This window comes from Janthinobacterium sp. SUN120 (genome assembly GCF_030397735.1).
GTDB classification, from domain to species: Bacteria; Pseudomonadota; Gammaproteobacteria; order Burkholderiales; family Burkholderiaceae_D; genus Janthinobacterium; species Janthinobacterium kumbetense.
Genome location: NZ_JAPUBW010000001.1, coordinates 731,862 through 758,130 on the forward strand (window position 1 = coordinate 731,862; position 26,269 = coordinate 758,130).

The following is a 26,269-nucleotide window of genomic DNA, read 5'->3' on the forward strand; positions in this document are numbered from 1 at the left end:
ATATCCATCAACCTGGAGATACAAGATGAGCAATAGCAACGCACTCGACACCCTGTGGTACACGCGCTGCCCCGTCCCGACGGGCCTGGGGATAGCCCTGCAGCAAGGCTGGCTGGAAGAAGCCTTGCGCGCCGACGGCACCAGCTTGCGCTCCTTGCGCGAATCGGACCAGGAAGCCGTGCGCGAATCGCATTTCGACCATACCCTGCAGAACTCCGTGCGTCACGGCGGCAATATCCCGGCCCTGTGGGCGCGCGCGGCGGGACGCGAGACGCGTGTGATCGGCCTGTCGTGGTCGGACGAGACGCAGCTGATATTGACCTTGCCCGGCAGCGGCATCCAGACGGTGCGCGACTTGAAGGGCCGGCGCTTCGGCTTGCCATTGTGGAGCAAGGCGCAGATCGACTTTGCGCGCGCGCAAGCCTTGCGGGGGCTGGAAAATGCGCTGAGCCTGGAAGGGCTGGCCGTGGCAGACGTGGAACTGGTCGATTATGTGGTCAATACGGGCCAGAGCGAGGCGGCGCCGGAAAAGGGTGCGGCGACGAATCTGTTCAGCGGCGCCCGGCGCGGCGGGCAAAGCCCGGAATTGCTGGGCCTCTTGCGGGGCGAGGTGGACGCCATCTTCCTGAAAGGCGCGTCGGCCGCCCAGCTGGCGCAGCAGTTCGGCTTGCATACGGTGATCGACACGGGCATCCACCCGGAACCCTTGATCCGCGCCAACAACGGCACGCCGCGCACCCTGAGCGTGGATGCGCACTTGCTGGACAACCATTTTGCTTCCGCCGTCACCCTGGTCGACCAGGTGCTGCGGGCCGAAGCGTGGGCGCGCGGCCATGCGGACGAGACGCGCCGTTTCCTCGCGCGCGAATCGAATGCCAGCGAGCACTGGGTGCAGGTGGCCTACGGCAAGGATGCGCATCTGCGCCTGGACACGGACCTGGCGGAAACGTCGATCGCGGGCTTGCAGGATTTCAGCGATTTCCTGTTCCGCTGGAACTTCCTGCCCAGCAAGGTCGACGTACGCGCGTGGATCGACCCCCGTCCTTTCGAAGCGGCGCTGGCGCTCGCGCGCCGGGCGGCTTGAGCGGGAAGTACGTCGACAGTGGCCATGCTTGATGATGAGGAGAATGCGATGCGGCGACGCACGGTGATGGGCGGGCTGGCGCTGCTGCCCCTGGCGGGACAGGCAGTGTCGGCAGCGAAAGGAGCGGGGGCGCCGCCGGCGGCCCTGCGCATCGCCTCGACGGGTTTTGCAGAGAATGGCAAGGCGGAACTGGGCGGCATCGCCTACCGGGTGCAGCAGGAAGGCTGGCTGGCGCGCGAACTGAAGCAGCGGGGCGTGCGGCTGGAATGGCTGCCCGTCACGGGCGACACGGGCGCGACGATGAATGAAGCGTTCGCCAGCGGACGCATCGACATGGCCGCGTATGGCGACTTGCCGTCCGTCATACTCAACGCGGGCGGCGTGCGCACGCAGGTGATCGTGCCGGCGGGGCGGGGCACGGACCAGTTCCTGCTGGTGCCCACCGGTTCGCGCGCCACGTCGCTGGCCGAGCTGAAAGGCAAGCGCATCAGCGTGCACCGGGGCCGGCCGTGGGAACTGGGCTTGCGCCAGCTGATCGCCGACCAGCGCATGTCGCCCACGGATTTTCGCCTGATTAATATGGACCTCAAACCGGGCACGGCCGCGCTGGCCACGGGCGCCGTCGACGCCTTGTTCATGATCAATGGCTATCCGCTGGAAGACAAGGGCATCGGCCGCATCATCTGGTCCAGCAAGGGCTTACCCGAGCGTAAAATGCGGGCGGAACTGTGGGCGCGGCGTGATTTTACGCAAGCCCATCCCGACATCGCGGAACTCGTGGCCACGGCCTGGCTGCGGGCCCAGCACTGGGCGGCGCTCGACGGCAACCGCGAAGCCGTCATCAAGGATGGCACGCGCAACGGCACGCCCGACAGCGTGGTGCGGCGCAGCTACGACGATCCGGGCTTGCAGTGGAAGGAGCGCTGGTCGCCCCTGTACGACGATGCCGTGTACCGCCATTACCGCCGGGTGCTGGCGTTTGCGCAGGAACAAAAGCTGATCCGGCAACCGTTGACGGCGGAAGAATTGCTGGAACCGCGTTTCGTCGCGGCCGGCTTGAAAAAGCTGGGACTGGCCAATTACTGGGAGCCGGCCAAGGTGTAGCGTCAGCGCGGGACGTGGCTCAATGGGGCAGGCATACGCGTCCCGCCACGTTGATCACGTCGTCGCCCGCATGCGCGCGCAGTTGCAGCAGCATCAGGGCCACGCCCAGCATCAGCGCGGCTGCGCAGAGTTTCTTGTGCATCGTCTTTTCCGTTTTTATGCTCGATGGAGCTTGGTTGCCATATTTACAGCCATATTATTGCCGAAATTCACCGTGCGGGCTGAGCTTGTGCCAGGCGTGCTTTACAATTATGCATCTTGCGCATCCGCGCCATCTGAATGCTATGCATAGTATGTGAAGGGAATGACAAGCCTGTGACTTCCAAGCCGATCAAGATCGCCGCCACCGTTGTCGTGGCACTCGCCGCTGGGGCCGGCATTTATACGTACACCCGTCCCGCCGCCACCGCCATGCCGGGCGCTCCCGCCGCGGGCAATCCGGCCGCCGCACCCCAATCGACCGTCGACACGGCCGCCGTGGCCGCCCAATTCCGCGACTTGCTGGGCAATTTCCGCAAGATTATCGTGTTGCTGGCCGACGAGCAAAGTCTGCCCGAAGGCGCGCGCGACGAAGCCCGCAAAGTGGGGCAGGCGCTGTTCCATGAAAACCAGGAGCGCATCGCCAGGCTCGATCTTGTGCTGGATCAATTGACTGCGCCCACCAATCCGGGCCGTTTCGAGGCGCTCGACAGTTTATTGACCTATATCGAATCCGATCCCGGCCTGTACGATGCGGACCGCCTGGCATTCCGCGAACTGCTGCAAAGCATGCTGGCCGACGTGGCCAAGGATTCGTCCTTGCCGGCGATCAAGCTGCACAAGCGCATTTCGGAAGACCTCGACGCGCTGGGCGAGATCGAGCGCAATTACGAGAAGGAAATCCGGCAAATCTTCGGCAACCTGGGCCAGCGCGCCATCGAACTCAAGCGTGAACGGTGGGACGATTACGTGGCGCAGCTGAAAAAACTCTACAGCCGCGAACAGATTCTCAAGGAAAACGGCATCGTCGTGCCGTACGCAACACCGCCGGCTGGCTCCGTGCTCGAAACCAAGCCCGCACCCAAGAAGGACGAAGCGGAAATCTTCGGCCTCGGCTTGCCGAAGAAAACCATCGTGCTGACCTTCGACGACGGCCCGCACCGCCGCTACACGGAAGAAATCAGCGCCATCTTGAAACAGTATGGCGTGCCGGCCGTGTTCTTCAACGTGGGCCGCAACCTCGGATCGCTCGACGCGGAAGGCCACGCCAAGCTGGGCGCGGGCGCGGAAGTGAGCCGCAAGCTGATGAAAGAGGGCTATGCCGTGGGCAACCACAGTTTCAGCCACGCACAATTGTCGAAACAGACGGGCGACAAGCTGAAGGGCGAAATCCTCGGCACCGATACGCTGTTGAAGGCCATCAGTCCCGAGCGGGCCGCGCTGTTCCGCTTTCCGTATGGCGCGCGCAACAGCGAAGGCATGGCCGCGCTGGCCGATGCGCACTTGAAATCCGTGATGTGGAATATCGATTCGCTGGACTGGGCCGACCCCGTGCCCAGCTCGATCACCAATCGCGTGCTGGCGTCCGTCGACAAGGCGGGGCGGGGCATCGTCCTGTTCCACGACATCCATGAGCGCACGGTGAAAGCCTTGCCGGCCGTGCTCGACAAGCTGATCGCCGAAGGCTATCAATTCGCGGGCTGGGATGGCACGGGCTTCCAGGTCGCGAAAAGCACGGCCCCGGCGCCGGAAAAGGTGCCCGTCACCACCGGTTACGCCAATTCCTGGGCCGTGGTGATCGGTATCGACGACTACGCCAAGTGGCCGAAACTGCAATATGCGGTGCGCGATGCGCAAGGCATCCGCGAAACGCTGATCGAGAAATTCGCGTTCGCGCCTGAGCGCGTCGTGACCCTGAAAAATGGCGAAGCGACGCGCAACAACATCCTGGCCGCCTTCCACGACAAGCTGGCGCATGGCGGCGTGCAAAAGAATGACCGCATCTTCGTCTTCTTCGCCGGCCACGGCGCCACGCGCAAGCTCAGTTCCGGACGCGACCTCGGCTACATCGTGCCCGTCGATTCCGATCCGGCGCAATTCGCCACGGATGCGATTCCGATGACGGAAATCCAGAATATCGCGGAATCGCTGACGGCCAAGCACGCGTTCTTCGTCATGGATGCGTGCTACAGCGGCCTGGGCCTGACGCGCGGCGCCGGTTCCAGCTCGTTCCTGCGCGACAACGCCAAGCGCATCGGCCGGCAAATGCTGACGGCGGGCGGCGGCGACCAGCTGGTGGCCGACGGCGGACCGAACGGCCACTCCGTGTTCACGTGGACCTTGCTGCAAGGCTTGGCGGGCAAGGGCGACTTGAACGGCGACGGCCTCATTACGGCCACGGAACTGGCGGCCTATGTGGCGCCGGCCGTGTCCAGCGTCTCGAACCAGACGCCCGCATTCGGCAGCCTGCCTGGCTCGGAAGGGGGCGATTTCGTCTTTGAATTGCCGGGCGAGACGGAATTCCTCAGCCCGAACACGACGCAGCTGTCGACGGAAGCCATTGCCCTGAACAGCAAGCTGGACGCCAAACCGGCAGCGGCCAGCGTCACGGTGAAGGATTTGCAGGGCGGCGAACAGAAGATCGTCACGCCTGGCGCCGTGCCGTCGTCCACGCGCCAGCTGGCGCAGCGGGCCAACGACCGGGGCTTGCAGCTGTACAAGGAGAAACAGTATGCGGCGGCGGAAGCGCAATTTACGGAAGCGCTGAAATTGCGCCCCGACTTTGCGCTGGCGGCGAACAACCTGGGCTTTGTCTTCTACAAGCAGGAAAAATACCGCGAAGCGGCCCGCTGGTTTGAAAACACGGTCAAGATGGACCCGTCGCGCGCCATTGCCTACCTGAACCTGGGCGACGCGTATGCCAAGGCCGGCGATGCCGCCAAGGCGAAAGCGGCCTATAAAACCTATCTGGAACTGGCGCCGACGGCTTCGACGGCGCCGGCCGTGCGGCAAAAGATGGAGAAGCTGTAAGCGTGTCCGACAGCGTGCCCATCGTCCACGTATTTGCCTGCAACGGGCGCTTTCCCAGCTGGGAAGCGCTGCAGGCTTATCTGTCGCCCACGTACACGGAAGACGGCGATGCCGTACCGTCGCCATTCTTCCTGGAAACGGGCCTCACGTCCTATGAGCCGGCCTGTTTCGAGAGCGCCATGCTGGCGTCGGCCGCGCCGCTGGCGCAGCTGCTCGATGGCGCGTCGTATGGCGACAGCTGGCTGGCGCAGGCATGCGCGGATGCGCAGGCGCAGGGCGTGCTGGCCGATGCCAGCGTGTGCGTGTTTGCGCCGAATCAGCTGGCGCACCCGCAGCACAGCTCGCTGCATTACGTGGGCAGTTACCGTTACTGCGTGGAAGACTGAGCGCCATCCCCCCGTTCCTCATGCAATAGCTTGTTGACGCTGGCCAGCAGGCTGGTGCCCGAGGTGGTGATGAAGCGTGCGCCGGCCGCTTCCGCTTCCGTGCCGTAGCTGGCGATCGTATCTTTGCTGCAATACACGATGATGGGCAGTCCAGGCTGGGCTTGCTGCACTTCGCGCACCGTGCGTATGCCCGCATCCTTGATGCGCCGGCGGTTTTCCACCCGCGCCATGTCCGTGATGAGCAGCGCATAGGGCTTTTGTTGCAACATGGCCAGCGCTTGCCGCGTCGAGACCGCCTGGTCCACCTTGATGTTTTCCCGTTCCAGCTGTTCCACCAGCAAGGTATTGTTGCGCGGATGGTCGTCCAGCCACAGCACCAGGCTGGCGGGTTTTTTCTCCGCCGGCATGCCGGCCAGGGCCGTGACGGCCGCGCCCTCGCACGGCGGATGGGCCAGCAACAGCTGCGTCACGGCTTCCTGCATGTCCTCCAGCGATTTTTGCTGCAAACGGCTCAGTTCCGCCACTTCGATTTCCTTGCCGCTTTGCAGGCGCACGGATTCGTTCTTGACCATGCTGTCAGCGCGCTTGATCATGATCGACAGGTAAATACGCGTGAGCAGGTAGCCGATCAGAAAACCATGCACGGAAAAGAACAGCATGATGCCGCCCACGACGGCCATGGCTGTGGGCGTGTCCGTGTCCAGGCTCGGCGCGATGAAGGCGGCCATGTTGCGCGCGCTGCCGGGCAGGCTTTTGAGCTCGATCAAGCCCACGCCGACGATGATTTTCGTCAGCCAGTCCGACACTTCCACCAGATTCGAATTGATTTCCATGGGCGTGGGCGTGCCCAGGAACAGGGTATTGCTGGCGTTGCCCGTCGCCGCATCGGCCCCGGCGGCCGGCGGCTCGTCCGTGGCGCGGTCCTTGCCATTGCTGCGCTCGTCGTGCGGCGCCATGTTGACGGTGCCCGAGGGCAGGGTGCGCGGTATGCCGAACAGGAATCCCAGCAGCATGCCGCTGACGCAAAATCCCAGGCTCCACAGCAGGGCCGGCACGGCATGGTAGTAGGGCGGCAACAGGGCGCCCGCCAGCACGGCCAGCAGCCCCGCCAGCAGGATGAACAGCAGGATATACGGCAGCACGTCGCGCTTGCGCACGTCGGAAGGGGGACTGCCTGCCTTGCCGGTGCTGTCGTTCAGGTTCACGCTCGCTCCTTGAAAAGGCTGAATCCAGGCGCCCATCCGCCGCGTATATAGCCAGCAGGAGCCCGTACTGACATCATAAAAAGGGGAGACGCGATGCTATTGAGAAAACGCAAACTGGTGGCAGCTTGTGCACTGGCATTGTTGGGCATGGGGCGCCAAGTGGCGGCGCAAGTTCCGGCCGACGGGGCTACAGGGGCCGACGCATCGCGCACCGTGCGCGTGACGGGCCACTATGACAACGCCGTCGGCACGTCGGACGCGGCCAGCCAGGGCGTCATCACCAATGAACTGATCGTCAACCGGCCCGCCTTGCGCACGGGCGAGTTGCTGGAATTCGTGCCGGGACTGATCGTCACCCAGCACAGCGGCGACGGCAAGGCCAACCAGTATTTCCTGCGCGGCTTTAACCTCGACCATGGCACGGATTTTGCCACCTATGTCGACGGCATGCCCGTCAACATGCGCACGCATGCGCATGGGCAAGGCTATTCCGACCTCAATTTCCTCATTCCCGAACTGGTGCAGCGCATCGATTACAAGAAGGGGCCGTATTTCGCCGGCGAAGGCGATTTTTCCTCGGCAGGCAGCGCCCGCATCCGCCTGGCCGACAAATTGCCGCAAGGCCAGGCCAGCGTGTCCGTCGGCCAGCACGGCTATGTGCGCGGCGTCGTGGCCGATTCGGCCGCTGCCGGGCCTGGCACCTTGCTGTACGGCCTGGAAGTGAACCGCAACAACGGTCCCTGGGACGTGCCGGAAAACGTGCGCAAATACAGCGGCGTGCTGCGCTACAGCCAGGGCACGCCGGACGACGGCTTCAGCGTGACGGGCATGGCGTATCGCAACAGCTGGAATGCCACGGACCAGGTGCCGCTGCGCGCCGTGGCATCGGGCCAGATCGGCCGTTTCGGCTCGCTGGCGCCCAGCGACGGCGGCGACACGTCGCGCTACAGCCTGTCGTACGCCATGCGCAAGCGCACGGAGAAGGGGCTGTTCGAACTGGATGCCTACCTGATCCGCTCGCAACTGGAGCTGAACAGCGATTTCACCTATTTCCTCGCCAACCCGGTCGCCGGCGACCAGTTCCAGCAAAGCGAGCGGCGCACGGTGGCGGGCGTGAACGCGGCCGAAAGCTGGAGCACGGAGTTGGCGGGACTGCCCATGCGCAACAAGGTCGGCGTGCAGGCGCGCTACGACCGCTTGTCGCCCGTGGGCCTGTACAACACGGTGGAACGGGTGCGGCAGAGCACGGTGCGCGAAGACAGGGTGCGCGAGGCCAGCGTCGGCCTGTACGGCGAAAACACCGTGCAATGGCTGCCGTGGCTGCGTTCGGTGGCGGGCTTGCGCTACGACGCCTACCGTTTCAATGTGGCCAGCAGCATAGCCGGCAACAGCGGCACGGCGAACGACCACGTGGTGTCGCCCAAGCTGTCCCTGATTCTTGGTCCGTGGAGCAAGACGGAATTTTTCGTGAACTACGGCAAGGGTTTTCATAGCAACGATGCACGGGGCACGACGCAGACGCGCCTGCCTGACGGGCAAGCTGCCACACCCGTGACGCCCCTGGTGCCGACGAAAGGCGTGGAACTGGGTGCGCGCACGGAATGGCTGCCCGGCCTGCAAAGTTCGCTGGCCCTGTGGCGCCTCGATATCGCATCGGAACTGCTGTTCGTCGGCGACGCGGGCGAGACGGAAGCGAGCCGCGCCAGCCGCCGCCACGGCATCGAATGGAACAACCATTACATCGCCGCGCCGTGGCTGCTGTTCGACCTGGACCTGGCCGCCTCGCGCTCGCGCTATACGCAAAATGATCCGGCGGGCAACCATATCCCCGGCGCCATCGACAAGGTGGCTTCGTTCGGCGTGACGGTGACGGACCAGGGCCCGTGGTCGGGCGCTTTTCAATTGCGCTATTTCGGCCCCCGTCCCTTGATCGAGGACAATAGCGTGCGCTCCGCGTCGACTACACTGGCGTATGCGCGCCTGGCGTATCAGCTCAACCGCAAGACGCGGCTGTCGCTCGACGTGTTCAACCTGTTTGACAAGCGCGCCAGCGATATCGATTATTACTATGCGTCGCGCCTGCCTGGCGAGGCGGCGGACGGGGTGAACGACCGGCATTTCCATCCGGTCGAACCCCGTTCCGTACGCCTGACCTTGTCATATGCGTTCTGATAACGGTAGACTGGGGCATGACAGATCATTTAGTAAATACCAGTAAATTTCTTTCCCTCATATTGCGCCACGCCCCCGAAAAAATCGGCCTCGCGCTCGATACCAACGGCTGGGCCGACATCGGCCAGCTGCTGGCGCTATCGGCCCGGCATGGCCGCCGCCTTTCCCGTGAACAATTGGATGACGTGGTGGCGCGCGACAGCAAGACGCGCTACGCCATCAGTGCCGACGGCTTGCGCATCCGCGCCAACCAGGGCCATTCCCTGGCTGCCGTCGATATCGCTCTGCCGCCCGCCACGCCGCCTGCCATGCTGTACCACGGCACGGCCAACCGCTTTGTCGAGGCGATTCGTGCCGGCGGTTTGCTGCCGGGATCGCGCAACCACGTGCACCTGTCGTCCAGCCGCGAAACGGCCGTGGCCGTGGGCGCGCGCCACGGCAAGCCCGTCGTGCTGACGGTGGACGCGGCCGTCATGCAGGCGCAGGGCCACGTGTTCTACGTGTCGGCCAATGGCGTGTGGCTGACGCAGGCCGTGCCGCAAGCCTTCATCGGTTTTCCCTGACGAGGGAGTGCGGGATTCAGATAGCGAGCTTGCGTGCCGCCATCCACTGGACGATGGCCGGGTCGCGGTGCGAAAAGAAGCTGCTGCTGCCCGTTTCCAGGGGGGCGATGGCGGCCATGTCCGCTTCGTCCAGGTCGAAATCGTCAATTTCCAGGTTTTCCGCCATGCGCTCGCGGCGCACGGTCTTGGCCAGCACGGCGATGCCGCGGTGCGTCAGCCAGCGCAGGACCACCTGGCCGACGGACTTGCCGTGCTTGGCGGCGATGCCCAGCAGCAACTCATTGTGGAACAGGTTGTTGCGGCCCTCGGCGAACGGCGCCCACGCTTGCGGCTGCACGCCGTGCTCGAGCATGAAGGCCACGCTGTCCGCCTGCTGGTGGAAGGGGTTGATCTCGATCTGGTTGACGGCGGGCGCGATATCGTTGAAGGCGATGAGGTCCATCAAGCGGTCCACATGAAAATTGCTCACGCCGATGGCGCGCAGCTTGCCGCTGCGATATGCATCCTGCATGGCGCGCCAGGAACCGTGCACGTCGCCGAACGGCTGGTGGATCAGGAACAAGTCCAGGTAATCGAGCTGCAGGCGCTGCAGCGACTGCTCGATGGCTAGTGCCGTGCGCTCGTAGCCCGTGTCCTGCACCCACAGCTTGCTGGTGACGAACAGTTCCTCGCGCGCGACGCCGCTGCGGGCGATGCCCTGGCCGACGGCCGCTTCGTTCAGGTAGGAAGCGGCCGTGTCGATCAGGCGGTAGCCGGCGGCGATGGCGTCGATGACGCTGCGCTCGCATTCGGCGGGGTCGGGAATCTGGAAGACGCCGTAGCCGGCGACGGGCATGGTGATGCCGTTATTCAGGGTGACGCGGTTCATCGCAAGCTCCTTCAGTCATTAACAGGAGCTACTGTACGGCGTCTGCCACCTATTGATAAGCCGTTGGAATCGGCATGCTCTTATTAGCTGTGCTAATGAATGAGGGCTTTGGCTTTGGCTTGCCCCTGGCGCTTGCGGCGCCAGATCAGCACGCCCGATACGCTCAAGCCTGCCACCAGCAAGCCCATGGCGCAGATGAACATCTTAAAGGGCCAGCCCCACATCGAGGCCATGTGCAGGGCGCTGATCCAGCTGCGGATGGTGTCGCCGCTGGCCGCGCCCGTGGGCAGCCACGCGGCCAGTTGCCGGCCGCTGGCCGCGTCGAAGAAGACGGTGGTGAGGCCCTTGTGGGCGCGCACGTCGCGGCTGCTGCGCACGTTGTAGCTGTACACGCCCAGCGCGCGTTCGTAGGACAGCGCGTTTTCCTCGACGATGGCGAACGCGTGCCGCTGTGCCAGCGCGTGCATCAACAGGCGCCCCTGCGCGCGCGCAGCGGGCCAGTCCAGCTGCGGGCCCGGCGACGGCGTGTGCCGCGCCACCGCTTCCTCGGCCCCCTGGTGCGGGAACAGCGGCTGCATCACGGCCGCATACACGCCGTACAGATTGAAGGCGACGCCGCTCCAGGCAAACACCAGCAGCATGGCCCACAGCCACAGGCCGCCCGCGCGGTGCAGGTCGAACACCAGTTTATAGCTGCCGCCATGGCGGCGCAGCAGCCAGGACGGGCGCCAGCGCCGCAGCCACGGCTTGCTGCCCGGCGAGCGTTTTTTCAGGCGCGCGGGGAAGGTCAGGGCGGCGCCGATGAAGCAATCGACCGTCCACACGATGGCGACCAGGCCGAAGATGAACAAGCCCGTGTCGCCCAGCGCCAGCGCGTAATGCAGGCGCTCGATGAAGGGCAGCAGGTTGATGGCGCCCTGGCTTATCTCGCCCCAGCGACGCTGGCCCAGCACGGCGCCCGTGTAGGGATCGACAAACACTTCGTCGCTGGCCAGCGGCGCGTCGCCAGGCGGGCGCAGGTAGAACACCATGCTGCGGCCGGGCGGCGCGGACAGCGGCGCGTACGTGACGCTCGCCTGGGGAAAGCGCGCGGCAATGGACTCGCGCAGCAGCAGGGCGTCGAGCGGCGCCGCGTCCGGCGTTGGCGGCGCTGCGCGGAAGACGGCGGGCAGCATGGCCGCCTCCAGTTCATCCTTCCATGCGAGCGCGCTGCCCGTGACGCCCGCCACGATGAGGAAGCCGGCCATCAGCAGGCCGGCGTAGCGGTGCAGCGCCGCCAGTGCGGGGCGCATGTGCAGCGATGGCATCAGAACCTGTACATCGCGCTGACGTTGGCCGTGCGTTCGGCATTGCGGTAGCACAGGCCCGGCAGGTAGCCGCAGTCATACAGGGTCTGCTTGTCGAGCACATTGTTGACGTTGAGGGAAAACTGCCACGGCCCGCGCGACACGCCCAGCGCCGCATCCCACTGCGTCAGGCCGCCATTGCGGATGTTCAGGTTGTCGCCGTCGGAGTTCGAGCGCATGGCGCCGAGAAAGCGCATGCCCAGCGCCGCATACGCGGGCAAGGCCGTGCCCAGGTCGAACGCCTGGCGCGCCCAGGCCGAGGCGCTGTGGCGCGGCGCGCCCGACTGCTGCAAGCCCAGGTCGCCGTTATTGCTCTTCCTGACCTCCGTATCGAGGTAGGTGTATTGCGCGATCAGGCTCAGACGGCTGGCGAACTCCGTGCGCGCTTCCAGTTCCAGGCCGCGCGAGCCCACTTGCCCCGTCTGCAGCAGGCTGCCCGGGTTGCCGATGTCGGAGGTGGTGACGTTGTCGCGCACCAGGTCGAAGACGGCGGCCGTGTAGCTGGCGCGCTGGCCCACGGGTTCATAGCGCACGCCAGCCTCGAATTGCTTGCCGCGCGACGGCTTCAGGGCGTCGCCGTTGGCCGTGACGCCCAGTTCGGGCGAGAACGAGGTGGCGTAGCTGACATATGGCGCCCAGCCGCCATCGAACAGGTAGACGGCGCCCACGCGGCCCGTGGTGGCCGACGGCGACTGGTGGTAGTCCGCTTTCACGCTGCCGGCATGGAGGTCGGTGACGTCGCGCGATTGCGTCGCCTTGTCGCGGCGCAGGCCCGCCGTCACGACCCAGCGGTCCCATTTGATTTGATCCTGCGCATACAGGCCCAGCTGGCGCGACGGGGCGTCCGCGCGGGTCGGCGACTTGGCCGGGACCAGGGGCTGCTTGCCATACACGGGCTGGTACAGGTCGATCGGCTCGATAAAGCCCTGCTGGTGGCGGTATTCGTCCGTGTTGCGGATGTTCGCGTAATCGACGCCCAGCAGCACCTGGTGCGCCAGGCTGCCCGTGGCGAAGCGCGCCTGCAGCTGGGTATCGGCGAACAGGCTTTTCGACGCCGTATCGACGGGCATGAAATAGCGCTTCACCGTGCCATCGTCATTCAAGCCCAGGGGGAACATGTCCGTGCGGTCGTTCTTCAGGTGCGTGTAGCGCAGGTTCTGGCGCAGCGACCACGTATCGTTGAACGCATGCTCGAACTCGTAGCCCAGCATGGTGTTGCGGCGCTTGAAGCGGTTGTCGTCGCCCATCAGGTTGACACCGGGGTCCACCTGGCCGCGCGGGCCCGGCGCCAGCAGCTGGTTGGGAAACGCGTATTGCTGGTTGTCCTGCTCGTAGCGGGCCAGCAGGGTCAAACGCGTGGCCGGTCCTGCCTGCCAAGTGAGGGACGGCGCGAAGTACAGGCGGTTGTCGCGGTCGCGATCCAACCGCGTGTCCGCTTCGCGGCCCAGCATGACGACGCGCCAAGTCCAGGCGCCCGGAGCGTCGAGCGTGCCGCCCACGTCCGCTTTCAGCTGGCGGCGCTGGTAGCTGCCGTACTCGATGCCCACTTCGCGCACAGCGTCCGCGCTGGGACGCTTGCTGACGGCGTTGACCATGCCGCCCGGTGGAATCTGCCCGTACAGCACGGAGGCGGGGCCGCGCAGCACTTCCAGGCGCTCCAGGCCATACGGCTCGATGGAGGCGCCAAAGGTGCGGCCCGAATTGCGCAAGCCATCTTGCAGGATGCCGTTCGTTTCGATGGTGAAGCCGCGCAGCAGCGAGGAATCGTCGCTGCCCAGCGGACGCTGGTTCGGCGTCACGCCCGCCGTGTAGCGCAGGGTCTCGTCGAGCGATTCGGCATTGCGGTCGCTGATTTCATCGGCCGTGACGACGGACACGGATTGCGGGTTTTCATTTAAGGCCGTATCCGTCTTGGTGGCCGAGGCGGCGCGCCGCGCCACGTAGCCGCGCACGGGGCCCGTCGCCGTTTCGCGTTCGGCCGTGGCATTGATGGTGATGGCGGGCAGGGTGGCGCTGGCCGGCACCGCCTGTGCGCTTGCCGGCGCCGGCAATGGCGTTGCCGAGGCGTCCGCCCGCAGCGCGTAGGCGCCGTTGGCGCCCGCCACGACGCGCACACCCTGGCCGCGCAGCAGTTCGTCGAAGCCCTGGCGCACGGTATAGCTGCCCGCCAGGCCGCCGCTGCGCTTGCCCTGCAAGAGGGCCGCGTCGGCCGACAGTTCCACGCCGGCCGCGCTGGCAAACGCGGTCAAGGCCCGCTCCAGCGGTCCGGCGGGGATCGCGTAGGGGCGCTTGGCTTGCGCATTCTCAAGCGTTTGCGCGTGGGCGGCAGGGGCCGTGACGGCCACGGCGCCCATGGCGGCGCCAGCCAGGAACAGGGCCTGGATGGCGACGGCGAGGGGGAATGGACGCAGCTTGGGTGCGGTCGGGCGAGGGGGCATGGTGCAGATCCTTGGAAAGTGGAAGGAAAAAATCGGTTCTTCCCGTATTCCGAACGAAAAGCCAAAACCCTCAACTTTTTTTCATTTATTTTGCCTATATTTTTCAGGACGCCTGGCGCGGCCCCACGCTGACCCAGTAGCGCGTGCGGTAGCGCAGCTGGACGGGCAGGCTCAGGGCCAGGTTGGCCAGCGAGCGGTCCGTGTCGCGCAGCGAATACACGCCCGTCACGCGCAGGCCGGCGATGGATGCGTCGCAGCGCAGCACGCCGTGACGGTAGCGTCCCAGCTCGGCCAGCAATTCGCCCAGCGGCATGCGTTCGGCCACCAGGCGGCCATCGGCCCAGGCGGCGGCGCTGTCTTCCACCTTGCCGATGTCTTGCACTGCGCGGCGCGTATAGCCGGCCTGCTGGCCCGCCTGCAGGTGCACCGGCGCGGCGCCGTCCTGCCGCGGCTGCAGGGCGACGGCGCCCTGGAACACGGCCACCTTGCTGGCGTCGGCATCGAGGCGCACGCCAAAGCGCGTGCCCAGCGCCGTGGCCGTGCCTTGCGGCGTCGCCACCAGCAGCGGACGGTAGACAGGCGCCGTTTCGTGCGCGCTGGTGACGAGGATGGCGCCCGCGCGCAGCACGATGCGCCGTTCGCCGGCGCTGTATGCCACGTCGATGGCGCTGGTCGTGTCCAGCACCACTTGCGTGCCGTCGGCCAGCACGATGGCGCGCGTCTCGCCAATAGCCGTGCGGTAATCGCTGGCGGCGCGCTGCCACAGGCCCGATTCGTGCGCCAGCAGGGCCGTGCCGCCGCCCGCCGCGATCAATCCCAGCAGCTGCAAGGCGCGCCGGCGGCCGGCGGCATGGCGCTGGGCCGGCGCCAGCGCGCCGCGCGCCACTTCGCGGGGCAGGGCCTCGAATTGGCGGGCGAAGCGCTGCAGCCGAGCCCAGGCCCGTTCGTGCTCGGGATGGGCGGCGCGCCAGGCGGCGCAGGCGTCGGCATCGGCCGCGCTGGCGTCTTCCGCCCACAGCCGCGCCATCCACTCGGCGGCGCGCTGCAGCACGGCGGGGGCGATGGGAGCGCCATCAGGCGGCGACTGCATGCCGTTCATGCGCATTGCGCCATGCAGCAGGCCAGCAGCGCGCGGGCGATGTATTTTTCCACGGAGGAGACGGACACGTCGAGGCGCGCGGCGATGTCGGCGTAGGCCATGCCTTCGAGCTTGCACAGCAAAAAGGCGTCGCGCACCTTGTTCGGCAGGCTGGCCAGGATGGCGTCGATTTCCATCAGCGCTTCGACGATCAGCGCGCGCATTTCCGGCGTCGGCACGAGCGCTTCCGGCTGCGCGGCGATGGCGTCCGCGTAGGCTGACTCGATATGCCGGCGGCGGAACAGGTCGACCACCAGGCCGTTGGCGATCTGCGCCAGGTGCTGGCGCGATTCCACGGGAGCGGGCGCGCGGCCGCGCGCGAGGATGCGCAGATACGTGTCGTGCGCCAGGTCGGCCGCGTCGAAGGCGTTGCCCAGCTTGCGGCGCAGCCAGCCCTGTAGCCAGCCATGGTGGTCGCTGTAGAGGACTTCGATTTGCCGATGCAGTTCCAGTTCGGGGCGTAGCATGCAACCTTTCCATGCCACGGTCCACAGGACAGACAGGCCTTGATGCGATTGAGAATTGTTCGTATTGTAGCCCGATTGCCGGGACTTGTGGCCCGGCAGTGGCTGTCCAACAACGCTATCGGGCGGCCATCACGTTGAAATCAGCTTGATATCGGCTACCCGCTCCACCAGCCACACGCAAGCGACCAGCGCGATGGCCAGCGAGCCGACGGTCAGCACTTGCCGGTACAGCCACGTCTTGCGCAGCAGCCAGGCGAGCGGCAGGAAGGCGGCGACGATGGCCAGCTGGCCGATTTCCACGCCCACGTTGAAGCCGAACAGGCTGGCCAGCAGGGAACCCTGCGGCAAGCCCAGGTCGCGCAGCACGCTGGCGAAGCCGAAACCGTGGATCAGCCCGAATATGAAGGCGGCCACGGGGCGCTTGCCGCGGAACAGGGGCAGCAGGTTGTTCAGCGCGGCCAGGATCACGGACGCGGCAATCGCCGATTCCACCCAGCGCGACGGCAGCGAGACGAGCGACAGGCTGGCCAGGGTCAATGTGATGGAATGGGCCAGCGTGAACGCCGTGACGACCTTCAGCACGTCATAAAAAGCCGTTTTCAAGCCTTGCCGTTGTTCGCGCAAACCCGGCAGCAGCACGGCCGGCAGCAGCAGCGACAGCAGGAACAGGATATGGTCGTAGCCGATCCAGATATGCCAGATGCCGTGTTTGATGTAGGCGCCGAATTGCGCCAGGCGGTCGGGGGCGGCCAGGGACAGCGTCTGGCGCGGGCTGTCCGGGTCGAAGATGGCCGTTTGCGTGGCGCCGCCGCTGTCGATCTTGAGCAAGCCCTTGTGCTGCGGGTCGAGGTCGGCGAACAGGGTGTAGCCGATGCTTAAGGTGGTTGGCGCGGCGTTGCCGGGGCAGGTGGCCGCAAAGCGCAGCACGCTGTAGGCGCCGTCCGTATGCTGGTCGATCAGCTGCTCGACGGCCTTCAAGGGGCAGGCGCCTTGGTCGCTGGCCACCTGCAGGCGCTGCAGCGCGTAGGCGGCAATGGCGTCGTGGCGCGCGCGGATTTCATCCCAGGTCAGCGCGCCGTCGCCATTGCCATCGAGGCCGATGGCGAAATCGAGGTCGCGCAGGGCGATATCCCATTGCCCGTCGATCTGCTGGCCGTGCACGGCCAGGCTCAGGTAGCTGTCGCTGGGCTTGTGCGCCTGCGCGGGGGACAGCCAGGCGCACAGGGTGAGCAGCAACGCGAGCATGCGGGCGTTCACAGCGCACCTGCTTTCTTTGCGGCACTAAGTTTTTGCCCATCCTGCGGCCCCAGCTGCCTGACGAGCCGCTGCAGGGCCACGTCTTCCACGCCATGCGCCGTGATCCAGGCCAGCACCGGTTGCGCCGCCGCGTAGTTGCGCGCGGCCACGGATGCTTCCAGCAAGATGCGCATGTCGGGCACTTCCTTCTGGATGGCCCAGTTTTTCTGCGCCAGTTGCAGGGCGGCCGGCACATCCTGTTGCAAAAACAGGGCGAAACGGGCCTGTTCCCGCTGGTGCACGGTGTCGCCGCGCTGCATGGCGGCATTGAAACGGGCCGCCAGTTCCGCTTTCGCCGCCTGGAAGGCCGTCTGCTGGCCGGGCAGCGCCTGCAGGGCCAGCGCGTAGCGCAGCAGCAGGGCGTCGATGCGTTGCTGCTCTTTCAGCAATTTGACGACTTCCTGCGGGCGCTGCCGGTCGAGCAGGAAATCCGCGTAGGCGCCCAGCAGATAGCTGTCGCGCGGCTGCCGCGCCAGCGCCGTCGTGTAGCGCGCCTCGGCCAGCGCCGCCTCTCCGCGCCGCGTGGCCATTTCCGCCAGTAGGGTTGCGGCCCAGCTGTCGAGCTCCGGCGCCGCGCCGGCGCTGCGTTGCAGGGTCAGGTCCAGCAAGCGCTCGCTGCTGGCGGCGCGGCCCGTGACGCTGGCGATACTGGCAAGGCAGGTGACGGTGACGAGCTGCGTCGTCAAGGCCGACAGCCGGGCGCAGCTGGCTGTCGCCTGGGCGTAGTCGCCCTGCACGGTGAGCACGGTGGCGCGCGTCAGCCAGGCCTGGCCGTTTTGCGGCTGCTGGGCGATGACGGCGTCGAGGTCTTGCAGGGCCGGACCGAAATGGTGGGTGCTTTGCAAAATGGTGGCGCGCAGCAGGCGCACGGGGACGGGTGGCGCAGCTTGCCGCCACCATGGCGCCAGCGCCGCCTGCGCGTAACCCAGGTAGCGCGGGTCCGTTTCGCTGCGCGCCAGGGCAATGTAGCGCTGGGCCAGGCTGGTGGCCAGGGCAAGGTCTTGCGGCGTGTCATTCAGTTGCTGGCGCAGGCCGCGCAAGGCCAGCTGCGTGGCGTCGGCGCGGCGCGGCAATTGCTCGATGACGGCACTGCCGTCTTTCGGCGTGTAGGGCGCGGCCAGCGCCAGTGCGGGCAGGCAGGCGCACAGCAGGGAAATCGGTGTTTTCATCGTGGACGCCATCGACGGTGGAGTAGGGCGGCAAGGGCGGGCGCCGGAGAACGCTGTCTCCGGCGCCCGCACTCGGTGACCGCGCGTTACAGCGGTACCGGCTCCGTATTTTCCGGAGAGGTCGCCATGATGGCGTCGATGGCGACGCCGTCCTTGTCATCGCTGGTGGTCAGGATGACGTTGCTGACGGCCACATAGAAGGCGTCGAGCAAGACCACGGGCGGAGGGGTGACGCCGCCGTCGCCGTTATCGCCGCCGTGGCTGCTGCCGCCGCCACCGCAGCCGGCCAGCAGGGTGGTGAGCGCCAGGGCGCCGCATGCATGGAGCTTTTTCATCGTATTCTCCTCGTAGGCTTACAGTTGCGGCGAACCGGCGATGGGGTTTTTCAGGTAGGGAAAGCCTGCCGTGAAGTAGGTTTCATCGAGGAAGGCGCCATCCGTGAAGTGCAGGCCGCCGGCCGGGGCATCGGCCGGGGCGCAGCCGATGTTCAGGGTGCACAGCTTGCCCATGGCCACGCGCAGCACCACGTCGACCACGTCGTCGCCGGGGCGGCGGCCGTTCGGGAAGCCCGCGTTATCGCCATCGATCACGCCCAGGCGCTTTTGCGCGCCGACTGCGGTGGGGGCGATCGAGGTGTTCAGGCGCAACATTTCAGAGGCGACGACCGTCGCTGGCTGGTTCACGCCCTTGATGCCCGTCAGGAAAGTGGCCACCAGGTCGTTGCGGGGGAAGTTGGTGGGCGCCTTGGCGCCTGCCGAGCCGAACAGCACTTCCACCAGGGCCGGCGCCGTGGGGTTGGTGACGTAGTCGGCAAACTGCGCATCGCCTGAGGGTTTGCTGGCGTTGAAGCGGTCCTTGTCCTTCAGGCCGATGACCAGTTCATTCACCAGCGGCATGCCCAGGCGCGACACTTGCACCCATGCGCCGCCTTCCTTCGAGGCCGTGGTGGCCGTGCCCGGCGCCGGGTTCAGCAAGCGTCCCTGGCGCAGGCTGGCCGTGGTCCAGCCGCCGATGACGGGGTCGCTGCCAGCCGTCAGGCAGGCGGTCGGCACTTCCATCTCGATGGCCGTGACATTTTTCCGCGCCAGGTCATCCTTGGCGGCCGACTCCGCATTCGCGGCGAATTCCGTGGCGGGCGCCTTGATATTGATCAAGTCGAACGTTTCGCCCAGGTTCACGACGAACGGGTCCTTGCGCTGGCCGACGAACATGCGCGCTGGCGTGGCGCAGCCGGGAATATTGACGGCATACACATGTTGCGCAGCATACGCGGCGTAGTTGGGGATGGCCTTGTTGCCGATATTGTCGACGGGCTTGTCGAAGGTCGTGCCGCCGCCGCTGGCGTTGGTGACGGCGCTCCTGGTGCCTGTGCGGCGGTCGCCCCGCACCACGGTGACGCTGTACGTTTCGCGCACGTTCAGGCCGGCCGGATTGACGGAATCGATGGCGCCGCCGTTGATGACGAGCGGAATCGAGACTTTCTTGCCGCCCACGGTGAACTGGCCATCCTTGATGGTGTTGGTGAAGCGGAACTGGAAGGTGAGGTCTTCCTTGCCGTCGCCATTGTTGTCGATATGGATTTCGTACAGGGCGTTGGGGTCCATGGCGAAGTAATTCGGGCCGCCGTAGGCATCCTGCAGGGGAATGTAGTCGGCCACCAGGGTGGTGTAGGCGCCGCGGCCCGCTTCATAGCTGCGGAACATATAGAAGTCGGTGGCGTCGACCTTGGGGTTTTGCGTGATGAATGGCGCTTCGCGGTGGCTGGAAGCGTGGGCCGCTGGCGCGATGGCCAACGTGAAGGATACGGCGAGCAGGTTGCCCATGAGGGCGGCGCCCAGCGCGGTTTTCGAGTGTGACAAGGACATTTCGATTCTCCCGATTTTTGTTAGCGTTGACAGACAAGTCCAAGAAACTGCAGGCTGCCTGACTTATACGCACGGGGAACGAAAACGGATTCACTGCCTTGAAAAGGAGGTCATTGGCTTACCAGGCCAGCACCTTGGGGCCAAGGGCCGCGCCGAGGGCGGTCGGCACCAGCATGCCCAGCACGTACCAGAAACCGACGAAGCTGGCCGCCAGCTCGGGGCAATGCAGGCAGTAGACGAGCGCCGCCATGGCGCCGGCCGCGAAGCCGGCGGCCGCGCCCGCCAAGCGCAGGCGCGTGGGGGCCAGTTGGCGCATCAGGCGCAGCACGGCGGCCAGGATGGGCAGGGAAAGGGTGGCGATCAGCAAAGGGCAGCTGCGCCAGGTGGCGCCCCAGAACAGCTCGGCGCGTTGCCCGGGCGGGGCTTCCTGCAGGATGAGGGCGCCCAGCGCCCACATCAGCAGCAGGGGCAGGGCGAGCAGCAGGGGCAGGGCGCGCGTCGGCGCACCGGGCATGCACAGGCGGCGGCTGGCTTGCCAGGCCGCCAGGCAGAGGCAGGCGACAAAGCCCACCTTGATCCAGAAGTCGGGCAGCCGGGCCAGCTGTTCCAGGTTGGGCCGCACGCCCAGCAATATGGCCATCAGCGCCACGCTGCCCAGTACGCCGGCGGTCAAAGTGCCTGCGGCGCGCCAGCGGGTGCCCGGGGGCGGGGCGGCGGCCACGTCGGGGCCGCTGGCCAGCATGGCGATCAAGTCATCGGTTTTCATGGTGTCCTTATCCTCAAGTTGGCTGCCAGTGCCTTCAAGCCGCGATGCACGGCCACTTTGACGCTGGCTTCCGAAATCTGCATGGCCGCCGCCGTGTCGCGCACGGACCAGCCGTCGAGCTTGGTATGCACGATGGCGTCGCGCTGCTGCGCCGGCAAGCTGGCCAGCAATTTGCCCAGGTCGCGGCTGGCTTCGGCCGCCTCGGCATCGGCGCTGGAAAACAGTTCCTGCGCGCTATCTTCTTCGTCGTACGGCAAGTGCTGCGCTTCGCGCCGTCCATGCCGGCGCAGCCAGTCGATCAATTTATAGCGGGCGATCGCATGGATCCACGACGTCAGCGGCACGCCCGTGTCATACGTCAGCCGCTGGTTGTGGATGGCCAGCAGGCACTCCTGCACCAGGTCTTCCACCTCGTCCGGCCAGCGCTGCAGGCGGCGCCGCAGGAATGCGCGCAAATGGCTGCTGCTGGCCTGCAAGAAACTGCGATACGCCGCCGCATCGCCGTCGAGCCCGCGCAGCATCAAGCCATGCAGCCGCAATTCCGTGCCATGCAGGTGCTCGCTTACAGGTATTCGTTGCATGCAGGCCTTTGGTGACAGGCGTTGAAAAAAATAAATATCACTAATTTTGCCGGCGGCTGTAACCAATCCGGCCATTGCGGCGAATTGACAGGCAAGCACGCTTCTTCATTCACTATAACGGGTAGTCATCATGCATATCAAGCACCGCCTTGCCGCCAGCCTCGTTCCGCTCTGCCTGTGGGCCGCGACGGCACCCGCGTACGCGCAGCTGGCGGCCGGCCAGCGCTGCGCCGTGCAAAGCGGGCCGCAGACGGCGGCGCTGGTGGAGCTGTACAGCAGCGAAGGCTGCTCCAGCTGCCCGCCCGCCGACCAGCGCCTGAGCGCCTTGCGCAAGGAAGCGGGGGCGGCCAGCCTGGTCGTGCCGCTGGCCCTGCACGTCACGTACTGGGACCAGATCGGCTGGACGGACCCGCTGGCGCAGGCGCAATTCGATGCGCGCCAGGCCGAATTGCTGCGCCACCAGCCCCGTCACGTGGCGTACACGCCCCAATTCTTTGTGGGCGGCACGGAATTGCGCGGCTGGGATACGCAACTGCCGGCCGCCATCCGCCGCATCAACGCGACCGCCGCGCCCGTCAATATCAGCCTGTCCGCCACGCCGGGGCCCGATGGAAAATTATTGCTGGAAGCCAATGCCAGCGCGCCGGATGGGCAGACGGGCGGCCAGCTGTACGTGGCCATCAGCGAAAGCGCCATCGTCTCGAAAGTGCTGCGCGGCGAAAACCGCGGCGCCACCCTGCATCACGATGCGGCCGTGCGCCTGTGGCTGGGACCCGTTGCGCTGGCGCAAGGCCACGCCCGGCTGCGCCGCGAAGTCAACTTGCCCGCCAGCTGGCGGCCGGAGCAGCTGCAAGTGGTCACCTTCGTGCAGCGGCCCGACAGCAGCGCCATTCTGCAAGCCGTCAGCACGGCATCCTGCGCGAAGGGAGTGATGTGATGAACGGACAAGCGAACGTGATCCACCCCGCCTGGCTGCGCCTGACGCACTGGCTCAATGCCGTGGCCGTCGTGGTGCTGGCCACCAGCGGCTGGCGCATCTATAACGCGGCGCCATTTTTCCCCTTCGAGCTGCCGCGCGCGCTGACCCTGGGCGGCTGGCTGGGCGGCGCCCTGCAATGGCATTTCGCCGCCATGTGGCTGCTGGTGGCCAATGGCTTGCTGTATCTGATTATCAATATCGTCTCGGGACGGCTGCGGCGCCAGTTCTTTCCCCTGACGCCGCGCCTGTTGCTGGCCGATTTTATCGCCGCGCTGAAGGGCAAGCTGGCCCACGCGGATCCGCGCCGCTACAACATGGTGCAGCGCGCCGCCTACCTGTTCGTGATGCTCGACTGCATCGTGCTGGTGCTGTCCGGCCTGGTGCTGTGGAAGTCCGTGCAATTCCCCCTGCTGCGCGAGCTCATCGGCGGCTACGAGAGCTCGCGCAGGGTCCACTTCATCGCCATGGCGCTGCTGACGGGCTTTGTCGGCGTGCACTTGCTGATGGTGGCGCTGGTGCCGCGCACCCTGGTCGCCATGCTGCGCGGCCGCTAAGGAGACGATCATGAAAAAAACCATCCTCGTGCCAAGGCAGGGCCAGGCCATGCTGGACGACGCCTTGCGCCAGATCAAGCAGCCGTCGCGCCGTTTGTTCCTGCAGCGCAGCCTGACCTTGGGCGGCTTGTCCTTGTTGACTGGTTGCAACGTCAGCGACCCGTCCGGCATCGAGACGGCGCTGGCGGCCGTGTCGCGCTTCAACGACAGGGTACAGGGCTGGCTGTTCGACCCGACCAAACTGGCGCCGACCTACCCGGACTCCATGATCACGCGGCCGTTCCCCTTCAACGCGTATTACGGCGAAGACGAGGTGGAAGAAGTCGATGGCGACGCCTGGCGCCTGGAATTGAGCGGCTTGATCGCCGACAGGAAGCCGTGGAGCTTGCCGCAATTGCGCGCCTTGCCGCAGGAAACCCAGATCACGCGCCACATCTGCGTGGAAGGCTGGAGCGCCATCGGCAAGTGGGGCGGCGTGCCGTTTTCCCACTTCCTGAAGCGGGTCGGCGCCGACACGACGGCGAAATACATCGGCTTCAAGTGCGCCGACGATTATTTCACCAGCATCGACATGGCCACGGCCCTGCATCCGCAAACCATCATGGCCCTGACCTACGACGGCCAGGAATTGCCGCCCAAGTACGGCTACCCGATGAAATTGCGCATGCCGACCAAGCTGGGCTACAAGAATCCCAAGCACATCCAGGCCATTTTCGTCACGAACACCTACCCGGGAGGGTATTGGGAGAATCAGGGCTACAACTGGTTCGGCGGTTCCTAGGAGGGCCGGAGAGGCGGCCAGTGCGTAATCGTACTGCCTGCGGCAATGCGCCTGGCCCTGACCACCTCCCGGCCTTCCTATTATTTATCAGCAAGCAGCACCCGTAGCACCGCAGTCGCTTTCACACCGGGCATTTGCCCAACTAACCCAGAGACAAGGACTTATCATGAAAACCACGATCACCACCTTCGCAGCCATCCTCGCTTCCGCCATCCTCATGTCGGGCGCCGCGTTTGCCCAGGACGCCATGAAGAAAGACGCCATGGCCAAGGACGCCTCGGCCGACGCCATGCACAAGGACGCCATGGGCAAGGATGGCATGCACAAGCCGATGGCGAAGAAACACATGAAGAAGGAGCACATGGCCAAGGATGGCATGGCGAAAGATGCCATGGCAAAAGACGGCATGAAAAAGGATGAGATGAAAAAGGATGGCATGGCTAAGGATGCAATGGCCAAGTAAGCGGGCAAGCAAGGTTTTGCATGGGCAGGCGCACCATCCTCGCCGGGTGGCGCGCCTGCCGTCGTTTGGCCAGCGGCTTGCTGGTGTTCATGGCAATTTGCTAAAATTGAAAACTTATTTAATAGCAATTGCTGGAGTAACGATGCCGATGCATGAAGCAAGCTTCCCATTACGCTGTGCGGCAGCGGTGCTGGCCATCCTGCCCGGGCTTGGCCAGGCGATGCCGGGCGCGACCTGTCCGCCGCAAGTGTATCCGCGCGAGGCGCGCCTGTATGAACTGGAAGGTAAGACGAGCGTGCGCTTTTCCGTAGAGCAGGATGGCAAGGTGGCAACGGCATCCGTGGCACGCAGTTCGGGGTGGAAAGTGTTGGACGATGCGGCGCTGAGCAATGTGCGGCAGTGCGTATTCCCTGCTGATAGAGCGGCCAAGGAAAATTTTAGTGTTCAATATGTATGGGACCTGGACGATACCGAGCTCTTGCGTCCCTTGCTGGTACCGGGCAGCTGCCAGCCTTCCCAGCGCGTCCAGGGCTATAACAACCTCGACAAATCGGCCAGCAATGACAGCGGCGTCGTGCTGCGCATGTTTATCGGCAGCGAAGGTGCCCCTGCACGCATCGTGGCCGAAGCGCCGGGCCTGCCAGCGGAACTGGTCGAGGCGGCGGTTACCTACGTGCAGGGTTGTCGTTTTGCCATCGATCCTGGAGTTGGCGGCACGCGTAGCTGGAGCACGTATGGCAAGGTGCTGCTGCGCCGCCAGCCCCTGTAGTAAGCTTGCACTGTCCACATCGTTTTCCTGCCGAAGTCATGACTGAACCATCCGCCGCCGCTGTTGCCACTGTATCGTCCCCCTCCGACAAATCGATCCGCCGCCGCTCGCTGTTCGCTGCCTGCAGCGCGCATGCCGTGCATGACGGCTTGACGGACGTGATCTATGTGCTCCTGCCCATCTGGCAGGCGCAGTTTGCCATCAGTTACGCCATGGTGGGCCTGTTGCGCGGTTCCTACTCGGGCATGATGGCCGGATTCCAGCTGCTGGCCAGCCGCATGGCCAGGCGCTGGGGGCGCGAACGCATGCTGGTGGGCGGCACGGCGCTGGCCGGCGTCGCCTACCTGATCGCGGGGCAGGCGGGCGGCCTGGCCGTCTTGCTGATCGCCTTGCTGCTGGGCGGCCTGGGCGCCAGCACGCAGCATCCGCTGGCGTCTTCCATCGTCACCGACACGCACGAGGCGGGTGGCGGCGTGAAGGAGGCGCTGTCGCACTACAACTTTGCCGGCGATATCGGCAAGACCCTGATTCCCGCGCTGGTGGGCTTGCTGTTATTGGTGTGCAGCTGGCAAGCCAGCGTCTCCTTGCTGGGCTTGCTGGGCCTGGCGGCGGCCGGCTTGCTGTGGTGGCTGCTGCCGAAACCGGGCGAGCTGCAGGCGGGCGCGAAGAAGGCGGGCAAGACCATCGCCGGCAGCGGCTCGAAGGCGAGCTTTCGCGCCTTGCTGGCCACGGGCACCCTGGACAGCGCCGTGCGCATGGGTTTTCTCACCTTTTTGCCATTCTTGCTGAAAAGCAAGGGCGCGGGCACGGCCGGCATCGGCGTGGCGCTGTCGCTGCTGTTCGTGGGCGGCGCCTTCGGCAAGTTGCTGTGCGGCTACCTGGGCGCGCGCATCGGCATGATGAAGACCGTGTGGCTGACGGAATCGATGACCTCGCTGCTGATCGTGCTGGCCCTGTGGCTGCCGCTGGCCGGCGTCATGGCCATGCTGCCCTTGCTGGGACTGGCGCTCAATGGCACTTCATCCGTGCTGTATGGCGTGGTGCCGGAACTGGCCGAACCCGGCAAGCGCGAGCATGCGTTCGCCCTGTTCTACACGGGCAGCATCGGCGGCGGGGCGCTGTCCCCCGTGCTGTTCGGCGCGCTGGGCGACCAGACGAGCGTGCACACGGCCCTGCTGGCGCTGGCGGCCGTATTGCTGCTGACCTTGCCGCTGGCGTGGAAGGTGCAGCGGGGCCTGGCGCATGGCGGCACCGCATGAGGGGACG

The 26,269-nt window shown here is 65.8% G+C and carries 25 protein-coding genes; 12 read left to right on the forward strand and 13 right to left on the reverse strand.

All coding sequences use genetic code 11. The annotated features are described in order from the left end of the window. Nucleotides 1–25: 25 nt before the first annotated feature. Together O0879_RS03190 and O0879_RS03195 are read left to right on the forward strand one after the other, a co-directional pair. Nucleotides 26–1,084: an ABC transporter substrate-binding protein gene (locus tag O0879_RS03190; RefSeq protein WP_289914575.1), complete on the forward strand. Its 1,059-nt coding sequence runs from the start codon at nt 26–28 to the stop codon at nt 1,082–1,084. A gap of 48 nt (nt 1,085–1,132) precedes the next feature. After that, nucleotides 1,133–2,188, forward strand: coding sequence for an ABC transporter substrate-binding protein (locus O0879_RS03195; protein WP_289914576.1), 1,056 nt, complete (start codon nt 1,133–1,135; stop codon nt 2,186–2,188). Between the two features lie 19 nt (nt 2,189–2,207). On the opposite strand, the gene O0879_RS03200 is transcribed toward O0879_RS03195, so the two are convergent. Continuing rightward, nucleotides 2,208–2,330, reverse strand: coding sequence for a hypothetical protein (locus tag O0879_RS03200; protein ID WP_255206395.1), 123 nt, complete (start codon nt 2,328–2,330; stop codon nt 2,208–2,210). Between the two features lie 173 nt (nt 2,331–2,503). Here O0879_RS03200 and O0879_RS03205 point away from each other — a divergent pair, with 173 nt between their 5' ends. Both O0879_RS03205 and O0879_RS03210 read left to right on the forward strand, forming a co-directional pair. Then, nucleotides 2,504–5,197 (forward strand): polysaccharide deacetylase family protein, encoded by a 2,694-nt coding sequence (locus tag O0879_RS03205; RefSeq protein ID WP_289914577.1) that lies wholly within the window; start codon nt 2,504–2,506, stop codon nt 5,195–5,197. Nucleotides 5,198–5,199: 2 nt separating this feature from the next. Continuing rightward, nucleotides 5,200–5,583, forward strand: coding sequence for an immunity 22 family protein (locus O0879_RS03210; RefSeq protein WP_289914578.1), 384 nt, complete (start codon nt 5,200–5,202; stop codon nt 5,581–5,583). On the opposite strand, the gene O0879_RS03215 is transcribed toward O0879_RS03210, so the two are convergent. After that, nucleotides 5,565–6,788 (reverse strand): response regulator, encoded by a 1,224-nt coding sequence (locus O0879_RS03215; protein ID WP_289910171.1) that lies wholly within the window; start codon nt 6,786–6,788, stop codon nt 5,565–5,567. The genes O0879_RS03210 and O0879_RS03215 overlap by 19 nt on opposite strands. 159 nt (nt 6,789–6,947) lie before the next feature. Here O0879_RS03215 and O0879_RS03220 point away from each other — a divergent pair, with 159 nt between their 5' ends. Both O0879_RS03220 and O0879_RS03225 read left to right on the forward strand, forming a co-directional pair. Further along, a complete protein-coding gene (locus O0879_RS03220) occupies nt 6,948–8,960 on the forward strand; it encodes a TonB-dependent receptor (RefSeq protein ID WP_354670179.1) in 2,013 nt (670 codons plus the stop codon). A 17-nt stretch (nt 8,961–8,977) separates the two neighbouring features. Further along, nucleotides 8,978–9,523, forward strand: coding sequence for an RNA 2'-phosphotransferase (locus O0879_RS03225; RefSeq protein WP_289914580.1), 546 nt, complete (start codon nt 8,978–8,980; stop codon nt 9,521–9,523). 16 nt (nt 9,524–9,539) lie between these two features. Here the strand turns inward: O0879_RS03225 and O0879_RS03230 are convergent, their stop codons facing one another. From O0879_RS03230 to O0879_RS03280, 11 genes are all read right to left on the reverse strand, one after another. Beyond that, nucleotides 9,540–10,391, reverse strand: coding sequence for an aldo/keto reductase (locus O0879_RS03230; RefSeq protein ID WP_289914581.1), 852 nt, complete (start codon nt 10,389–10,391; stop codon nt 9,540–9,542). A gap of 92 nt (nt 10,392–10,483) precedes the next feature. After that, nucleotides 10,484–11,698, reverse strand: coding sequence for a PepSY-associated TM helix domain-containing protein (locus O0879_RS03235; RefSeq protein WP_289914582.1), 1,215 nt, complete (start codon nt 11,696–11,698; stop codon nt 10,484–10,486). Then, nucleotides 11,698–14,175 (reverse strand): TonB-dependent siderophore receptor, encoded by a 2,478-nt coding sequence (locus tag O0879_RS03240; RefSeq protein WP_289914583.1) that lies wholly within the window; start codon nt 14,173–14,175, stop codon nt 11,698–11,700. The genes O0879_RS03235 and O0879_RS03240 overlap by 1 nt, the downstream gene beginning before the upstream one ends. Nucleotides 14,176–14,278: 103 nt before the next feature. Next, on the reverse strand, nt 14,279–15,274 hold the full coding sequence (locus tag O0879_RS03245) for a FecR domain-containing protein (protein WP_289914584.1): 996 nt from the start codon (nt 15,272–15,274) through the stop codon (nt 14,279–14,281). Next, nucleotides 15,271–15,780: a sigma-70 family RNA polymerase sigma factor gene (locus O0879_RS03250; RefSeq protein WP_289897741.1), complete on the reverse strand. Its 510-nt coding sequence runs from the start codon at nt 15,778–15,780 to the stop codon at nt 15,271–15,273. The genes O0879_RS03245 and O0879_RS03250 overlap by 4 nt, the downstream gene beginning before the upstream one ends. A 129-nt stretch (nt 15,781–15,909) precedes the next feature. Further along, on the reverse strand, nt 15,910–17,025 hold the full coding sequence (locus O0879_RS03255; RefSeq protein WP_289916137.1) for a HupE/UreJ family protein: 1,116 nt from the start codon (nt 17,023–17,025) through the stop codon (nt 15,910–15,912). Nucleotides 17,026–17,033: 8 nt separating this feature from the next. Then, the gene (locus tag O0879_RS03260; RefSeq protein WP_289914585.1) at nt 17,034–18,245 is read right to left on the reverse strand and encodes a hypothetical protein; all 1,212 of its coding nucleotides are present in this window, start codon (nt 18,243–18,245) and stop codon (nt 17,034–17,036) included. 86 nt (nt 18,246–18,331) lie between these two features. Next, the gene (locus O0879_RS03265; protein ID WP_099667811.1) at nt 18,332–18,580 is read right to left on the reverse strand and encodes a hypothetical protein; all 249 of its coding nucleotides are present in this window, start codon (nt 18,578–18,580) and stop codon (nt 18,332–18,334) included. A gap of 18 nt (nt 18,581–18,598) precedes the next feature. Continuing rightward, entirely contained in the window at nt 18,599–20,110 is a 1,512-nt protein-coding gene (locus O0879_RS03270; RefSeq protein ID WP_289914586.1) for a DUF4331 domain-containing protein, read from the reverse strand. 118 nt (nt 20,111–20,228) lie between these two features. Next, entirely contained in the window at nt 20,229–20,876 is a 648-nt protein-coding gene (locus O0879_RS03275) for a DUF1109 domain-containing protein (protein WP_289914587.1), read from the reverse strand. Further along, nucleotides 20,873–21,457 (reverse strand): sigma-70 family RNA polymerase sigma factor, encoded by a 585-nt coding sequence (locus O0879_RS03280; protein WP_289914588.1) that lies wholly within the window; start codon nt 21,455–21,457, stop codon nt 20,873–20,875. Before O0879_RS03280 ends, O0879_RS03275 begins: the two co-directional genes overlap by 4 nt. 130 nt (nt 21,458–21,587) lie before the next feature. Between O0879_RS03280 and O0879_RS03285 the strand changes: the two genes are divergently transcribed. The 6 genes from O0879_RS03285 to O0879_RS03310 all read left to right on the forward strand — a co-directional run bounded on the left by O0879_RS03285 (nt 21,588) and on the right by O0879_RS03310 (nt 26,262). Continuing rightward, on the forward strand, nt 21,588–22,394 hold the full coding sequence (locus O0879_RS03285) for a DUF1223 domain-containing protein (protein WP_289914589.1): 807 nt from the start codon (nt 21,588–21,590) through the stop codon (nt 22,392–22,394). Then, complete coding sequence (locus O0879_RS03290; protein ID WP_289914590.1) at nt 22,394–22,990, forward strand: cytochrome b/b6 domain-containing protein; 597 nt, start codon at nt 22,394–22,396, stop codon at nt 22,988–22,990. The genes O0879_RS03285 and O0879_RS03290 overlap by 1 nt, the downstream gene beginning before the upstream one ends. A 10-nt stretch (nt 22,991–23,000) precedes the next feature. Next, a complete protein-coding gene (locus tag O0879_RS03295) occupies nt 23,001–23,771 on the forward strand; it encodes a molybdopterin-dependent oxidoreductase (RefSeq protein ID WP_289914593.1) in 771 nt (256 codons plus the stop codon). Between the two features lie 166 nt (nt 23,772–23,937). Beyond that, nucleotides 23,938–24,234 carry a pentapeptide MXKDX repeat protein gene (locus tag O0879_RS03300; protein ID WP_289914595.1) on the forward strand — a complete coding sequence of 99 codons (297 nt, stop codon included), beginning with the start codon at nt 23,938–23,940 and terminating at the stop codon, nt 24,232–24,234. Nucleotides 24,235–24,376: 142 nt separating this feature from the next. Beyond that, nucleotides 24,377–25,003 carry an energy transducer TonB gene (locus O0879_RS03305; protein ID WP_289914596.1) on the forward strand — a complete coding sequence of 209 codons (627 nt, stop codon included), beginning with the start codon at nt 24,377–24,379 and terminating at the stop codon, nt 25,001–25,003. A gap of 38 nt (nt 25,004–25,041) precedes the next feature. Beyond that, nucleotides 25,042–26,262, forward strand: a complete 1,221-nt coding sequence (locus O0879_RS03310) for an MFS transporter (protein WP_289914598.1) — start codon at nt 25,042–25,044, stop codon at nt 26,260–26,262. Nucleotides 26,263–26,269: the final 7 nt, after the last annotated feature.

Coding starts and splice junctions, on each gene's coding strand:
- O0879_RS03250 (WP_289897741.1), bottom strand. CDS start 15,780: ATGCTACGCCCCGAACTGGAACTGCATCGGCAAATCGAAGTCCTCTAC.
- O0879_RS03195 (WP_289914576.1), top strand. CDS start 1,133: ATGCGGCGACGCACGGTGATGGGCGGGCTGGCGCTGCTGCCCCTGGCG.
- O0879_RS03310 (WP_289914598.1), top strand. CDS start 25,042: ATGACTGAACCATCCGCCGCCGCTGTTGCCACTGTATCGTCCCCCTCC.
- O0879_RS03285 (WP_289914589.1), top strand. CDS start 21,588: ATGCATATCAAGCACCGCCTTGCCGCCAGCCTCGTTCCGCTCTGCCTG.
- O0879_RS03190 (WP_289914575.1), top strand. CDS start 26: ATGAGCAATAGCAACGCACTCGACACCCTGTGGTACACGCGCTGCCCC.
- O0879_RS03275 (WP_289914587.1), bottom strand. CDS start 20,876: ATGAAAACCGATGACTTGATCGCCATGCTGGCCAGCGGCCCCGACGTG.
- O0879_RS03230 (WP_289914581.1), bottom strand. CDS start 10,391: ATGAACCGCGTCACCCTGAATAACGGCATCACCATGCCCGTCGCCGGC.
- O0879_RS03280 (WP_289914588.1), bottom strand. CDS start 21,457: ATGCAACGAATACCTGTAAGCGAGCACCTGCATGGCACGGAATTGCGG.
- O0879_RS03305 (WP_289914596.1), top strand. CDS start 24,377: ATGCCGATGCATGAAGCAAGCTTCCCATTACGCTGTGCGGCAGCGGTG.
- O0879_RS03270 (WP_289914586.1), bottom strand. CDS start 20,110: ATGTCCTTGTCACACTCGAAAACCGCGCTGGGCGCCGCCCTCATGGGC.
- O0879_RS03300 (WP_289914595.1), top strand. CDS start 23,938: ATGAAAACCACGATCACCACCTTCGCAGCCATCCTCGCTTCCGCCATC.
- O0879_RS03245 (WP_289914584.1), bottom strand. CDS start 15,274: ATGAACGGCATGCAGTCGCCGCCTGATGGCGCTCCCATCGCCCCCGCC.
- O0879_RS03235 (WP_289914582.1), bottom strand. CDS start 11,698: ATGCCATCGCTGCACATGCGCCCCGCACTGGCGGCGCTGCACCGCTAC.
- O0879_RS03240 (WP_289914583.1), bottom strand. CDS start 14,175: ATGCCCCCTCGCCCGACCGCACCCAAGCTGCGTCCATTCCCCCTCGCC.
- O0879_RS03260 (WP_289914585.1), bottom strand. CDS start 18,245: ATGAAAACACCGATTTCCCTGCTGTGCGCCTGCCTGCCCGCACTGGCG.
- O0879_RS03255 (WP_289916137.1), bottom strand. CDS start 17,025: ATGCTCGCGTTGCTGCTCACCCTGTGCGCCTGGCTGTCCCCCGCGCAG.
- O0879_RS03265 (WP_099667811.1), bottom strand. CDS start 18,580: ATGAAAAAGCTCCATGCATGCGGCGCCCTGGCGCTCACCACCCTGCTG.
- O0879_RS03225 (WP_289914580.1), top strand. CDS start 8,978: ATGACAGATCATTTAGTAAATACCAGTAAATTTCTTTCCCTCATATTG.
- O0879_RS03290 (WP_289914590.1), top strand. CDS start 22,394: ATGAACGGACAAGCGAACGTGATCCACCCCGCCTGGCTGCGCCTGACG.
- O0879_RS03200 (WP_255206395.1), bottom strand. CDS start 2,330: ATGCACAAGAAACTCTGCGCAGCCGCGCTGATGCTGGGCGTGGCCCTG.
- O0879_RS03295 (WP_289914593.1), top strand. CDS start 23,001: ATGAAAAAAACCATCCTCGTGCCAAGGCAGGGCCAGGCCATGCTGGAC.